This window comes from Alsobacter sp. P4_H11, from assembly GCF_056400925.1.
The window spans coordinates 559,031-571,306 of record NZ_JBFUKI010000001.1; the positions used below are offsets into that span (position 1 = coordinate 559,031).

Consider the following 12,276-nt stretch of genomic DNA (forward strand, 5'->3'; position numbering starts at 1 on the left):
GAGGCGATGTTCCTCAGGATGAAGGCATGGTGGTGATTTGGACCAGTGCCGGCCCGCTTGCGCACCAAAAAGCCAGCCCGTCAGGCTCGCGTCAGGCGCCAGTGCACCGCCGCCATGCCGAGCACCAGCATCGCGAAGGCCTGGTGGGCGAGCCCAAGCGACAGCGGCACCATGGCGAGCAGGGTCACGATGCCGAGCGCGGCCTGAGCCACAGACAGGCCAGCGATGGCGCTGGCGCGCCGCGCCGCCGGCGTGCCCGGCTGGACCCGCCGCGTCGCCCAGACCTGCCACAGCGTCAGCGCCAGGAGCGCATAGGCAGTCATGCGGTGGTGGAACTGCACGGTCAGCGGATTGTCGACAAGGTTCTCGAACCACGGCGTCTGGATGAACAGGCCGGATGCGGGCGGGATGAAGCTCCCGTCCATCAGCGGCCAGGTGTTGTAGGTGAGCCCGGCCTTGGAGCCCGCCACGAGGGCGCCGAGCGCGATCTGGAGAACCACCAGGACCAGCGTCGCCGTCGCGAGCCCGCGCACGATCGGGGTCGCGGGCTCGTTCTCGCGCCGCTTGAGGCCGGCCGCGACCGCCACCAGCCCGGCGAAGATCACGCTCGCGGTTGTGAGGTGCAGCATCAGCTTCAGCGGCGCTACGGCGGTCATCCCGGGCTTCAGGCCGGACGCCACCATGATCCAGCCGATCGCGCCCTGCAGGCCGCCCAGCAGCCCGAGCGCGGCCACCTTCAGGGCGAGCCGCCCGCGCAGAACGCCCGCGGCGAAGAACCCGAGGAAGCCCAGGCCGAACACCAGGCCGATCGCCCGGCCGAGCTGCCGGTGGGACCATTCCCACCAGTAGATCTCCTTGAACTCGCCGAGAGTCATGCCCTTGTTGACGAGCTGGTACTGAGGGATCTGCCGGTATTTCTCGAACTCGACCGCCCAGGCCTGCTCGGTCAGAGGCGGCACGGCCCCGGTCACCGGCTTCCACTCTGTGATCGACAGGCCCGACCCGGTGAGCCGCGTCGCGCCGCCCACCACCACCATGCCGAACACCAGCGCGGCGATGACGTACAGCCAGATCCGCACCGGCTGAAGCCGCCGCGTCGCCGCGTCGGGGCGCAGGGCGGCCTCCGCGCGGTCGAAGTCGTGGTCCGTGGCCGAAACCGACATCATCATTATCCATCCATCGGGCATGCCGCCGCGGCGAAACGCGCAAGGGCGCAGGCTTGATCGCCCGGTCGCGCCGACACATAGTCCGCGCCGCTTGGGCCCACAATGGCCGCGTCGCCGCAGGCGCCGCCGGATCGAGGATCGGAATCAACATGCGCCGACGCACGCGCAAATTCATCGGCGCCGTCGCCATGCTGTTCTTCGTGTGCTTTTACGCGCTCGCCGTGATGGCTCTGGCGCAAGGCGCGATCCAGGACGCGGGCAAGCTCGCGCAGGCGATCTTCTACGTGGTGGCGGGCATCGGATGGATCATCCCCTTGATGCCGCTCATCAAGTGGATGGAGCGCCCCGACCCCGAGGATGCCTGAGCGCAAGTCCGGGTACGCGCGTCGCGACGAAACGGTGCGGGCTCCACATCCCACTCGCTGACGCTGGGGGCCTCTCAACGCCCCTCATCCTGAGGAGCAGGCCCGCTTAGGCCTGCGTCTCGAAGGACGAGGGGTCCAGAGCGCTCAATCGCCGTGCGAGCTGGAGTCCCTCGTCCTTCGAGACGCATCGCCAAGGGGCGATGCTCCTCAGGATGAGGGATTTGAGATCAAAAGGCGCGTTTGAACACCTGAGCGCGGTCACGCGACGTTCAGCCGGCGTCCCTTGTTCCACAGCTGGAACGGGATGCCCGACAGCAGCGCGCCAAATTGGCCGACATGCTGGAAATTGCCGTTCAGCGACACGCGAGGCAGCGCGGTGAGATGATCACGGTGCTCGGCAAACAGCATGCCGGGCCGCGTCGTGACGGCGCTGCGGAACCCGAGCTCGCGCGCCATCGCGAATTCGCGGACGCCCGCTGAAGTCGGATCCCCGACCGGATAGGCCAGGTGCCGCACCGGGACGCCGAGTTCGCGCTCGATCGCGGCGCGCGAGTCGGCGATCTCGGCGCGAGCCACGGCCGCGTCGTGCTTGGCCAGCATCGGGTGCGTCATCGTGTGCGCGCCGATCGTGATCAGCGGATCGGCGGCGAGCCGGCGCAGGCCGTCCCAATCGAGGCAGAGCCGTTCGGTGGTGGCGAGGCTGTCGACCCCATGGCCGGCTGCGAGCTTGGCGATGACAGCGTGCATGTCCGCTTCGGGCAGCCCCCGCAGCCGCCAGTAGAGCGCGTCGAATGCCGCCGCCTTGGCGGCCGGATCCCCCGTCGCCATCGCGAACGGCCCATCCGGCAAGTCGGCCCGGAGCTGGTCAGCCCGCGCGATCGCTTCCTCAAGGTCGCACCACCACAGGCCGGCGCTGCGTTCCGCGAAGCCCGGCGTCACGAACACGGTGGCGGGCGCTCCATGCCGGCGAAGCACCGGCAGGGCATGGTCGAGATTGTCCCGGTAGCCGTCGTCGAACGTGATCGCCAGCAGGGGTTGTTCGGCGACGCCTGCCTCGACCGCGTCGACTGCGACGTCGAGACTGGCGATCCGGAAGCCGAGCGCCCTGGCGCGCGTCAGCGCCGCATCCAGAAAGTCCGGCGTGACCTCGAGCAGGCGGTTGGGCGCGAACGGCCGCTCCGTCCAGGGCCGCACGTGGTGCAGCATCAGGATGCCGCCCAGCCCGCGCGCGCCCGGCAGGGTCCACCGCCCGGCTCCAACGGCGGCGAGGCCATTCAGGGCCGCCTGGAAGATCCGGTACTTCAGCCCCACCGTGGAATCCTCGATCCGTGGCAATTCCGCCCGTCGCGCAAGTCATCGTTAATGGCTGGCTGTTAAACTTGACTTAAAGGTTTCGTTGACCATTCCGCGGTCGGTCGGCCATTTTGCAGAGCAATCGAGAGATAAGCGCCGAAATGTCCGCCGCACTGGACACCCCTTTTGCGACGTGGAGTCGGATCGAGGTCTTCCGGTCGCCGGAGGATGCCGAATCGGCCTGGCGCGCGCTTGAAGCGAACGGCGTCGCGACGCCTTACCAACGCTTCGACTGGCTTTCGCCCTGGTACGCGTTCGTGGCTGCCGGCAAGGGCCAGACGCCCGCGATCGTGCTCGTCTCGGATGGGGCCGGCGCTCCGCTGGCGCTCTTCCCGCTCGTCGTGCTGCGCGCCGGGCCCGCTCGGCTGGCGCGGTTCGCGGGCGGCAAGCACTGCAACGCGAATATGGGGCTGTTCGACGCCCGCTTCCTGGCCGGGCTCGGCCCCGAGGACGCCAGCGCGCTGCTCTTTGCAATTCGCGAGTCCCTGCCGCGCGTGGACCTGCTCGACCTGCGCTCGCAGCCGCTCTCGTGGGACGGCTTCGCCAACCCTTTCGCGCTGCTGTCCGGCGCCCGCCCGGGCGAGGATGCGCACGCCCTCGCCTTCCAGCCGGGCGAAACGGCCGACATGCTGGTCCGCCGCCTCGTCAGCAAGGATAGCCGCAAGAAGCTGGCCAAGAAGCTGCGCTGGCTGGAGGCGATAGGCCCCGTGTCACTGCGCAGGGCGCAAAACGCGGCCGAAGTCGACGACGTGCTGGAGGCGTTCTTTCGGCAGCGCGCCGCGCGCTTCAAGGCGCAGCACATCGCCAACCCGTTCGCCTGCGAGACCGTGCAGCAGTTCCTCCGCAGCGCCGCCCTGGCAGGCCTGGACCACGGCCGTCCCGCGCTGGAGCTCTGGGCGCTCCGGTGCGGCGACCGGATCGCGGCCGCGTTCGGCGGAGTGAGCGACGGCCGCCGGCTGAGCGGAGCCTTCATCTCGTTCGAGAACGACGAGGCGCTCATGCGCTCCAGCCCGGGCGAAGTGCTCACGATGGAGCTCGCCAAGGCGGCGCTCGCGAACGGGCTGTCGAGCTTCGACCTCGGCATGGGCGAGGACGGCTACAAGCGGCACGTTTGCCCCACGCGGGAGAAGCGCGTCGACGTCTCCCTGCCGATCACCCCGATGGGTCACGCCATGGCGCTGGGCCTGCGCGGCGCTGACCGGGTCCGGGAAATCGTGAAGCGTGACGTCCGGCTGTTGAAGACGGTCCGGCGGGTCGCGCTGCGGTTCGGCGCGCCTACCTGACCCTTAGGGCGCCGCCATCAGGCCGCCGCCACGTCCTGCGCCCTGTCGGCGGACAGCCGGACCACGCGCAAGCCCCAGGCCGACAGGCTCGCCGCCGCATCCGCGACATCTTCGGCTGACGCGTGGGGGCCCACGGCCAGCACGGCCATGTCGGCGCATTGCGCCAGCACACGGAGGATCGCGCGCTCTTCGGCAGGCGGGGTCGCCACTATCACGGCGTCGTAGGTCTGCGAAAGCGCGCCCAGCGCGAGCTCCACCCCCGCCGCCTGGCTGGTGATCGCCTCCGCGCTCAGGGCGCCGGACGACACCAGATGAAGCCGCGACGCGGGATCGCGGTGGATGACCTGGATGAATGAGGCGTGCCCGCTGATCAGCTCGGCGAAGCCGGCGGTCGATTCGCGGCCGGATGTGTCGGCGTCGATCAGCGCGAGACGACGCGCGCTGGCGAGGCGGCGGCCGAGCGTCAGAGCAAGGTCGCGCGCCGGCGCTCCGCCGATCGGCGTCACCAGGCAGCGCCGCACCGTGCCGGACCCGATCGCGACATCGAAGGCGCTCGCCGCATCCGCAAGGCTGACCGAGCCGTCAGGCGTCTCGCGCCGCGGCTCGGCCGGCATGCGCTGCGCCGCGTCGGCGGCGAGCCGCGCCAAGGCGTGCTCGGCCGGCGCAATGTCGTCAGGCTCGGCCGGGCGAAGCCGCGGCCGCCAGCTCGCCTCCGGCTCGGCCGCCAAGGCCGGCGAAGCGGACGCGACCGGGGCCGCCCCCGCGCCCAGCGGAAAGGCCGGCGCATAGGCCGCCGGAACCGGCCCGAAGGCGCGGCCGGACAGGAGCTCCGCGCAGATCACCCAGATGGTCATCACCAGGAGCGTCGCCAAAGTCGCGATAATGATCATCGGGCCCTTCTTGGGGAAGGACGGCGCCACGGGCGGATCGGCGCGCTGCACGATGCGGGCGTCGGGCGGGGACGCATCCTTCACGTCGCGGGCGGTGGCCTCGCGGTAGCGCGTCATCATGGCCTCGAGCTGCTCGCGCTGCGACCGCGCCTCCCGCTCCAGCGCCCGCAACTCCACGTCCTTCTCGCCGGCGGCGATGCTTTGTTGTTTGGTGGCGTCGAGCGCGCCCGCGAGCGCGTCCACGCGCGCCTGCGCGACCCGCGCGTCGTTCTCGAGCGTGCGCACGGCCTTGAGCGCGGCCGCGGAGATCTGCGCGTCGATGTCCGCGAGCTGCGCCTGCAGCTCCTTCATGCGCGGGTGCCCGGGCCCGAGCGAGCGCGACTCGAGCGCGATCTGCGCCTTCGCGGTCGTGCGGTCGGTCACGAGCTTGCGCACGAGATCGTTGTTCGCCACATCCGACACGTCCAGCGTGCGGCCGCCAGCGAGGGCTTCGCGCAGCAGCTTGGCCTTGGCCTGCGAATCGGCCTGGGCGCCGCGCACCTGGTTCAGCTGCGTGTTCAGCTCGGCCAGTTGCTGCTGCTGCAGGGTGGCGTTGTTGGTGGCGACCAGGAGCCCGGCGCTCGATCGGAACGCCTCGACCTTCGCCTCGGCGTCGGCGAGCTTCTGGCGCAGCGGCTCGATCGCGCCGTTGAGCCAGGAGCTGGCGTTTCGCGCCACCCTGAGCTTGGCCTCTTCCTGCAGCTCCAGGTAGATTTCCGCGATCGCGTTGGCGCCGCGCGCCGCAAGGTCCGGGTCGGACGACGTGAACTCGATCGCCATCACGCGGGTCTGCCCCACCGGAAAGGCCGTGACCCGCTCGACGAAGCGGTCAATCAGCTGCTCGTTCTCGCTGGCGCGGGCGAGGCCGAGATAGACGAGGCCGCTCTTCAGCGCGCCCGCCACCGACGCGCTGGTGTCGAACTCCGGGTTCCCCTTCAGCTGCAATCGGTCCACGGCGCGCTTGGCGAGGTCGCGGGACGTCACAAGAAGAACCTGGCTGGCCACCTCGCGCTCGTCGATCTGCAGGTCGCGCTCCGCGCTCTGGCCCGGGCGCGTGTAGTAATTGTCGCCCGGCTGGAGAAGGATGCGGGCGTCCGCCGTGTAGCGCGGCGTGGCGGTGTTCACCCATAACGCCGTGAGCCCGAACACGATGAGGGTGGCGAGCAGGATAAGCGGGCTTCGGCGCCGCAAGGCGCGCCCAAGCTGTCCCGCATCGAGGTCGCCGCCAATGGCGGGGACGGGACCAGCATCAGCCATCACTCAACCCCAGAACAGATTACACAGTGCCGTAACTATGAAGATCCGGGCTTTCGATAACGTTAAGCATGAGCACCATCACGGTCAGGGTTTATTAACCACGTTGACGCACATGATCGCGCATCCGACCGCCTCTCAGGCGAGTCCCGCAGCGAGCCCCCTTGATGTCGCGTCGCAAGTTCCTGATCCTTCTCGGAGCAGCCGCCGTTTCGGCCTGCGCGCCGCCCCTGTATACTCCGCCGGGCTTCATGGAAGGACTCGACGCTCCCTATACGCTGGCCAGCGGCGACCGCCTGCGCATCATCGTGTTCGGGCAGGACAATCTGTCCAACAGCTACGCTGTGGATGGATCCGGCCGCGTCTCCCTGCCGCTGATCGGCCCGACGCCGGCCGGCGGCATGACGACCACGCAGCTCGAGCGCGCGATCGAGGCCAGGCTGCGCAACGGCTACCTGCGCGAGCCGCGCGTTTCCGTCGAGGTCGAGCAGTACCGCCCCTTCTTCGTGCTCGGCGAAGTCACCACGGCCGGTCAATTCCCCTACGTCAACGCCATGACGGTGCAGACCGCCATCGCGATCGCGGGCGGGTTCTCGCCCCGCGCGCTGCGCACCCAGGCCGACATCACGCGCCAGATCGGCGGCCGGCCGGTCAGCGCCACCGTTCCGATCACTTTCCCGGTCCGCCCCGGCGACACCATCGTCGTGCGCGAACGCTGGTTCTGAACCATGGCCCAGAATGGGCGCCTTCGGATCTTGCACGTGTTCCGGGCTCCCATGGGGGGCCTTTTTCGGCATGTGCTCGATCTGGCGGGCGCCCAGGCCGCCGCCGGCCACGCGGTCGGCCTGATCTGTGACGTGGGCGGCGGCGCGAGGGCCGAGGCCGCCATCGAGCGGATCCGCCCCAGCCTGAGCCTCGGCGCCTTTCGCATCCCCATGCCGCGCGAGCCCGGCCCCGCGGACGCTCTGGCGCTGCTGCGCATCGCAAGAGTTTTCGCCGCCGCCAAAGCCGACATCGTGCATGGCCACGGCGCCAAGGGCGGCTTCTATGGGCGGCTCGCGCCGGTCGGGCTGCGCCGGGTCGGGCGCATCTACACCCCCCATGGCGGCAGCGCGCATTACGGCGCCAATACGCTGGCGGGCAAGCTTTACACCCGCGTCGAACGCCTGCTGATGCGCCGCACCTCGGTGTTCACCTTCGAGAGCGACTACGTGGCCAGACGGTTCGAAGCCATGCTGGGCGACGCGCCGCACCATGCCGTGGTGGTCCGCAACGGGCTGGAGGCGCACGAATTCGTGCCGGTCACGGATGGGCCCGAGGCGGCGGATGTTCTCTATCTCGGCGAGTTGCGCACCCTGAAGGGCGTGGACACGCTGCTCGACGCGTTGACGCTCTTGCGCGCCCGGCTGCCGTGGGAGCCCTCCGCCGTTCTGGTCGGGGCCGGTCCGGACGAGGCGGAGTTCCGGGCCCTGGCGCAACGGCTCGGCCTGCGCGAGGTGTCGTTCAAGGCCCCCATGCCGGCGCGCGACGCTTTCCGGCTCGGACGCGTCATGGTCGTGCCCTCACGCGCCGAATCGCTTCCCTATGTGGTGATCGAGGCTGCCGCGGCCGCGCGCCCGCTGATCGCCACCGCGGTGGGCGGCATCCCGGAGATCATGGGGCCATTCGCGACGAGGCTTGTCCAGCCGGATGACCCGCCCGCGCTGGCCGACGCCATCGCGGCTCTCCTGTCCAAATCCGAGGCGCAGCGCCAGGACGAAGCCGAAGACCTCGCCCGGCATGTCGCCACCGCGTTTTCCATCGACGCCATGGCGGGCGGAATCGAAGCGGCTTATCGCAAGGCTCTGGCGAGGATTTAACGCTTCCGTCAGCCATCGTGCATAGGGTTCGGCAAGGATTGAGGCTTGGAGAGCGGCCGAGCGGCCGCGATCGCGCGATGGCAAAAATCGGACTGGACGACCTGTTGCGGAACGACGCTGGCTCGGTGGCCGCGATACGCCCCGAACCAAAGCCGTCGCTGAGCGCGCTGGCGGAGGAGATTGCTTCCCGCCCGCGGGCCCGCACCTACTCGGCCAACGTCATCTCGAGCGTGGTCGCGGCGGCCGAGCTCATGTTCCTGGTCGTGAGCGGCGTGCTGTTGCGCGCCGCCTACCTGCAGTCGGGCTTGCTGCCCGACGTCCCTTATGCGGCCCTGATCGTCGGCTCCGCGCTGACCACCGTGGTGGCCCTGCAATCGCTTCAGTTCTACGAGCTCGGCGCCCTGCGGGGCCCCTTCCCGGCCCTGGTGCGCATCGCCGCCGTGTGGAGCGCGGTCGGGCTTGCGGCCCTCGCGATCGCATTCATCTTCAAGCTCGGCGACGAAATCTCGCGCGGCTGGTTCGTCTCCTGGTACGGCATCGGCCTGGTGGGGCTGCTTTGCCTGCGCCTGATCGTCCGCACGACGGTGCGCGGCATGCTCCGCCAGGGCCTCCTCGACAGGCGAACCGCCATCGTGGGCGGCGGCCCCGCCGCCGAGAGCCTCCTGCGTGCGCTCGACGCCCAGCCCGAATCGGAGGTTCGCGTCATCGGCGTGTTTGATGACCGCGACGAGCAGCGTTCGCCTGAAAGCGTCGGCGGCTACCCGAAGCTGGGCACGACGGACGACCTCGTCGACTTCGTGCGGCGCGCCAACCTCGATTTGGTGATCTTCACCCTCCCGATCACCGCCGAGGACCGCATCCTCTCCATGCTTCGCAAGCTGTGGGTGCTGCCGGTCGACATCCGGCTCTCGGCGCACCAGAGCAAGCTCCGCCTGCGGCCGCGCTCCTATTCGTATATCGGCTCCGTGCCGGTTCTGGCCGTCACGGACCGGCCGATCGCCGACTGGGACGTGGTGTTCAAGTGGCTCTTCGACCGCGTGGTCGGAGCCTGCCTGCTGGTGCTGCTCACGCCGCTGATGCTCGCCACGGCGCTGGCCGTGAAGCTCGACTCGAAGGGCCCGGTGTTTTTCCGCCAGCGTCGCTACGGCTTCAACAACGAGCTGATCGAGGTCTTCAAGTTCCGCTCGATGTATGCCGACCAGGCGGACCTCACCGCCTCCAAGCTCGCCACGCGCAACGATCCGCGCGTGACCCGCGTCGGCCGCATCATCCGCAAGACCTCGCTCGACGAGCTGCCGCAGCTCTTCAACGTGGTGTTCAAGGGCAACCTCTCGCTCGTCGGCCCCCGCCCTCACGCGGTGAACGCCAGCGCCGAGAACCGGCGCTATGACGACATCATCGACGGCTATTTCGCCCGCCACCGCGTGAAGCCGGGCATCACCGGCTGGGCCCAAATCAAGGGCTGGCGCGGCGAGACGGACACGCTGGAGAAGATCCAGAAGCGCGTCGAGCACGACCTCTACTACATCGAGAACTGGTCCGTGTTCTTCGACCTCTACATTCTGGCCGCGACCCCCATCGCGCTCGCCACAAAGACCGAGAACGCATATTGACCTTCGCGGCCGCCCACTCCGGGGCAGCCCCCGCGCCCGTAGCCTATGCGGCCCGGCGCGGCCCGCCCGTGGCGGCAGTCCAGAACGGCATCCTGTGGCTTCTCGTTCTGTGCGGCGCGATCGTCTTCATCGAGCCCTCCCCGTTCGAGGTCGTCTTCACGCTCGCCGGGCTGGTGATGCTGCTGACCGGTTTCAAGCTGCCGCGCGAATCCGTTCCGCTGATCGTCTTGCTGACGCTGTTCAACCTCGGCGGCGCGATCTCGCTCACCAAGGTCACCGGTGACCAGAAGGCGGTGATCTTCACGGCCGTGTCGGTCTACATGCTGGCCGTGACGCTGTTTTTCGTCGTCATCATGATGGATCGCACCCACCAGCGCGTGGCGCTGATCCAGCGGGCGCAGATCCTCGCCGCCGTGATCGCCGCGGTCGCCGGAACGCTGGGCTATTTCAACGTCGCCGGCCTTTCCAGCCTGTTGACGGCCTTCAGTGGCACGCGTGCATCCGGCATGTTCAAGGACCCGAACGTGTTCGGGCCGTTCATCGCGGTCGGGGCCACGTTTCTGTTTCACGGGGTGGTGACGGGCCGCACGCGCCATGTGACGCTCTCGGTGCTGACGCTGGTCTTCCTGAGTTTCGCGGTTTTGATCTCGTTCTCTCGCGGCGCCTGGGGTGTGCTCGGCCTGAGCCTCGCAATGGTGGTGGGGCTGAACCTTCTCACCTCGCGCAGCTGGGCGCAGCGGCGACGCATCGCCTGGGTTACCAGCCTGTTTCTGCTTTGCGGGTTGATCGCCGGAGCGGCCGTGCTGACCAACCGCTCGATGGCCAACATGCTCCAGGAACGGGCCGTCCTGCTGCAGAGCTACGATTCGGGCGAGACCGGCCGCTTCGGCAACCAGAAGCGCTCCATTCCGCTGCTGCTCGACCTGCCCAACGGGTTCGGTCCGCTGCAATTCGACAAGCGCTTCGGCGAGAACCCGCACAACGTCTTCGTGTTCGCGTTCAGCTCTTATGGCTGGCTCGGCGGGATCAGCTATCTGGCGTTCGTGATCATCACTTGCGTGATCGGCTGGCGCATGGCGTTCCAGCGCACCCCTTTCCAGCATGACGCGATTGCGCTCTGGTGCTGCCTGTTTCCGCAGATCGTGCAGGGCTTCCAGATCGACACCGACCACTGGCGGCATTTCTGGATGCTGAGCGGAATGGTGTGGGGCCTGGCCATCATGGCGAGCCGCTGGAAGTCCGCCCATGCGTCGGCCCCGGCAGGTGCGCCGGCGCTGCCTTACGCCAGCCTGTCGAACAGCCGGGCGTAGCCGCGGGCCGCGTCGTCCCAGTCGAACTCGGCGGCGCGCGCGGCGCCACCGGCGACCAGACGCGCCCGCAGATCCGCATCGCCGACGAGGTCCAGAAGGCCGCGGCCGATCGATTCGGCCGAGGTGGGGTCAACCAGCAGCGCGGCGCCGCCCGCAACCTCTCCGGTGGAGCTCGCATCGCTGGTAAGCACCGCGGTCCCGCAGCGCATGGCCTCGATGATGGGCAGGCCAAACCCCTCGTACAGCGAGGGAAACAGGAAGCACTCGGCGCCGCTCATCAGCGCCGGCATGTCCGCGTCCGGCACGAAGCCCAGCCGACGCACGCGCGGCATGGCGGCCAGTTCCTGCAAGCGCCCGAACACATGCGCGCGGCCGGCGAGGCCGAACACCACCAGCTCCATGTCGGCCGGCAAGGACGGGAGGACCTGGCTCCAGGCCTCCAGGGTGCGGGCGAGGTTCTTGCGCGGGTCCGAGGTCGCCTGCAGCAGCACGTAGCGGCCCTCGATGCCGAAGCGGCTGCGCACCGCCTCCACCTCCGCGTCCGGGCGCCTGCCGAAATGGGCGGACACGCCGTTATAGATCACCGACACCTTGTCGGCCGGCAGGCCGAACAGCGCGATGATGCGGCGCCGGGAGAACTCCGACACCGTGACCACATGGGCGGCGCGGCGCACCAAAAGCGGGATCAGCGTCTGGTAGACCCGGACAAAGGACGGCGCAAAGAATTCGGGGATGTCGAAGAACGCCACGTCGTGCAGCGTGACGACCTGCTTGCCGTAAGCGACCGGGCCCGTGGCCGAGGGCGACCAGAGGAGCCGCCCGCCGGCCCGGAACGGCAGCACGAACTGCTCCCAGGCATGCCCGCGTGCGCCGCGCAGAGCGTGGCCGGGCTCCACGCGCTCGACCTCGGGCAGGCGCTGCATCAGTTCCAGCGTCATGCGCTGCTGGCCGCCGGTTTCAAAGGCGGCCGCGCGCATGTTGACCACGACCTTGCCGTGTCGGCCGGCCGCCATCGCGGCGGGCGTCGACGACGACGCGCTCACCGTGGGGTCCGGGGCCGAAAAGAACGCAGGTGCAGGCATGATGGTCCGCTGGCGAATGTCAGCGACCCTACAACCGCGATCCTTGACGTTCGATTACGGTC

The 12,276-nt window shown here is 69.1% G+C and carries 10 protein-coding genes; 6 read left to right on the top strand and 4 right to left on the bottom strand.

The window, feature by feature from the left end; translation table 11 throughout:
* Positions 1-80 precede the first annotated feature (80 nt).
* On the bottom strand, positions 81-1,163 hold the full coding sequence (locus tag AC1DSZ_RS02555; RefSeq protein WP_476836812.1) for a COX15/CtaA family protein: 1,083 nt from the start codon (positions 1,161-1,163) through the stop codon (positions 81-83).
* Between the two features lie 152 nt (positions 1,164-1,315).
* Between AC1DSZ_RS02555 and AC1DSZ_RS02560 the strand changes: the two genes are divergently transcribed.
* Positions 1,316-1,531, top strand: a complete 216-nt coding sequence (locus AC1DSZ_RS02560) for a DUF2842 domain-containing protein (protein ID WP_476836813.1) — start codon at positions 1,316-1,318, stop codon at positions 1,529-1,531.
* Between the two features lie 258 nt (positions 1,532-1,789).
* Here the strand turns inward: AC1DSZ_RS02560 and AC1DSZ_RS02565 are convergent, their stop codons facing one another.
* The gene (locus AC1DSZ_RS02565; protein ID WP_476836814.1) at positions 1,790-2,866 is read right to left on the bottom strand and encodes a polysaccharide deacetylase family protein; all 1,077 of its coding nucleotides are present in this window, start codon (positions 2,864-2,866) and stop codon (positions 1,790-1,792) included.
* Between the two features lie 119 nt (positions 2,867-2,985).
* On the opposite strand from AC1DSZ_RS02565, the gene AC1DSZ_RS02570 reads away from it, so the two are divergent.
* Positions 2,986-4,167, top strand: a complete 1,182-nt coding sequence (locus AC1DSZ_RS02570) for a GNAT family N-acetyltransferase (RefSeq protein ID WP_476836815.1) — start codon at positions 2,986-2,988, stop codon at positions 4,165-4,167.
* Between the two features lie 17 nt (positions 4,168-4,184).
* Here AC1DSZ_RS02570 and AC1DSZ_RS02575 read toward each other — a convergent pair whose 3' ends face one another.
* Positions 4,185-6,353, bottom strand: a complete 2,169-nt coding sequence (locus tag AC1DSZ_RS02575) for a GumC family protein (protein ID WP_476836816.1) — start codon at positions 6,351-6,353, stop codon at positions 4,185-4,187.
* 164 nt (positions 6,354-6,517) lie between these two features.
* Here AC1DSZ_RS02575 and AC1DSZ_RS02580 point away from each other — a divergent pair, with 164 nt between their 5' ends.
* The 4 genes from AC1DSZ_RS02580 to AC1DSZ_RS02595 all read left to right on the top strand — a co-directional run bounded on the left by AC1DSZ_RS02580 (position 6,518) and on the right by AC1DSZ_RS02595 (position 11,132).
* Complete coding sequence (locus AC1DSZ_RS02580) at positions 6,518-7,075, top strand: polysaccharide biosynthesis/export family protein (protein ID WP_476836817.1); 558 nt, start codon at positions 6,518-6,520, stop codon at positions 7,073-7,075.
* A gap of 36 nt (positions 7,076-7,111) precedes the next feature.
* Entirely contained in the window at positions 7,112-8,209 is a 1,098-nt protein-coding gene (locus AC1DSZ_RS02585; protein ID WP_476836818.1) for a glycosyltransferase family 4 protein, read from the top strand.
* Between the two features lie 77 nt (positions 8,210-8,286).
* Positions 8,287-9,822 carry an undecaprenyl-phosphate glucose phosphotransferase gene (locus AC1DSZ_RS02590; RefSeq protein WP_476836819.1) on the top strand — a complete coding sequence of 512 codons (1,536 nt, stop codon included), beginning with the start codon at positions 8,287-8,289 and terminating at the stop codon, positions 9,820-9,822.
* The gene (locus AC1DSZ_RS02595) at positions 9,819-11,132 is read left to right on the top strand and encodes an O-antigen ligase family protein (protein ID WP_476836820.1); all 1,314 of its coding nucleotides are present in this window, start codon (positions 9,819-9,821) and stop codon (positions 11,130-11,132) included. The genes AC1DSZ_RS02590 and AC1DSZ_RS02595 overlap by 4 nt, the downstream gene beginning before the upstream one ends.
* On the opposite strand, the gene AC1DSZ_RS02600 is transcribed toward AC1DSZ_RS02595, so the two are convergent.
* Complete coding sequence (locus AC1DSZ_RS02600; RefSeq protein WP_476836821.1) at positions 11,102-12,214, bottom strand: glycosyltransferase family 4 protein; 1,113 nt, start codon at positions 12,212-12,214, stop codon at positions 11,102-11,104. The two genes, AC1DSZ_RS02595 and AC1DSZ_RS02600, sit on opposite strands and share 31 nt — an antisense overlap.
* Positions 12,215-12,276: the final 62 nt, after the last annotated feature.

Excerpts from the sequence above, each read along its gene's own strand:
- AC1DSZ_RS02570 (WP_476836815.1), top strand. The coding sequence starts at position 2,986 with ATGTCCGCCGCACTGGACACCCCTTTTGCGACGTGGAGTCGGATCGAG.
- AC1DSZ_RS02580 (WP_476836817.1), top strand. The coding sequence starts at position 6,518 with ATGTCGCGTCGCAAGTTCCTGATCCTTCTCGGAGCAGCCGCCGTTTCG.
- AC1DSZ_RS02600 (WP_476836821.1), bottom strand. The coding sequence starts at position 12,214 with ATGCCTGCACCTGCGTTCTTTTCGGCCCCGGACCCCACGGTGAGCGCG.
- AC1DSZ_RS02560 (WP_476836813.1), top strand. The coding sequence starts at position 1,316 with ATGCGCCGACGCACGCGCAAATTCATCGGCGCCGTCGCCATGCTGTTC.
- AC1DSZ_RS02590 (WP_476836819.1), top strand. The coding sequence starts at position 8,287 with ATGGCAAAAATCGGACTGGACGACCTGTTGCGGAACGACGCTGGCTCG.
- AC1DSZ_RS02555 (WP_476836812.1), bottom strand. The coding sequence starts at position 1,163 with ATGTCGGTTTCGGCCACGGACCACGACTTCGACCGCGCGGAGGCCGCC.
- AC1DSZ_RS02575 (WP_476836816.1), bottom strand. The coding sequence starts at position 6,353 with ATGGCTGATGCTGGTCCCGTCCCCGCCATTGGCGGCGACCTCGATGCG.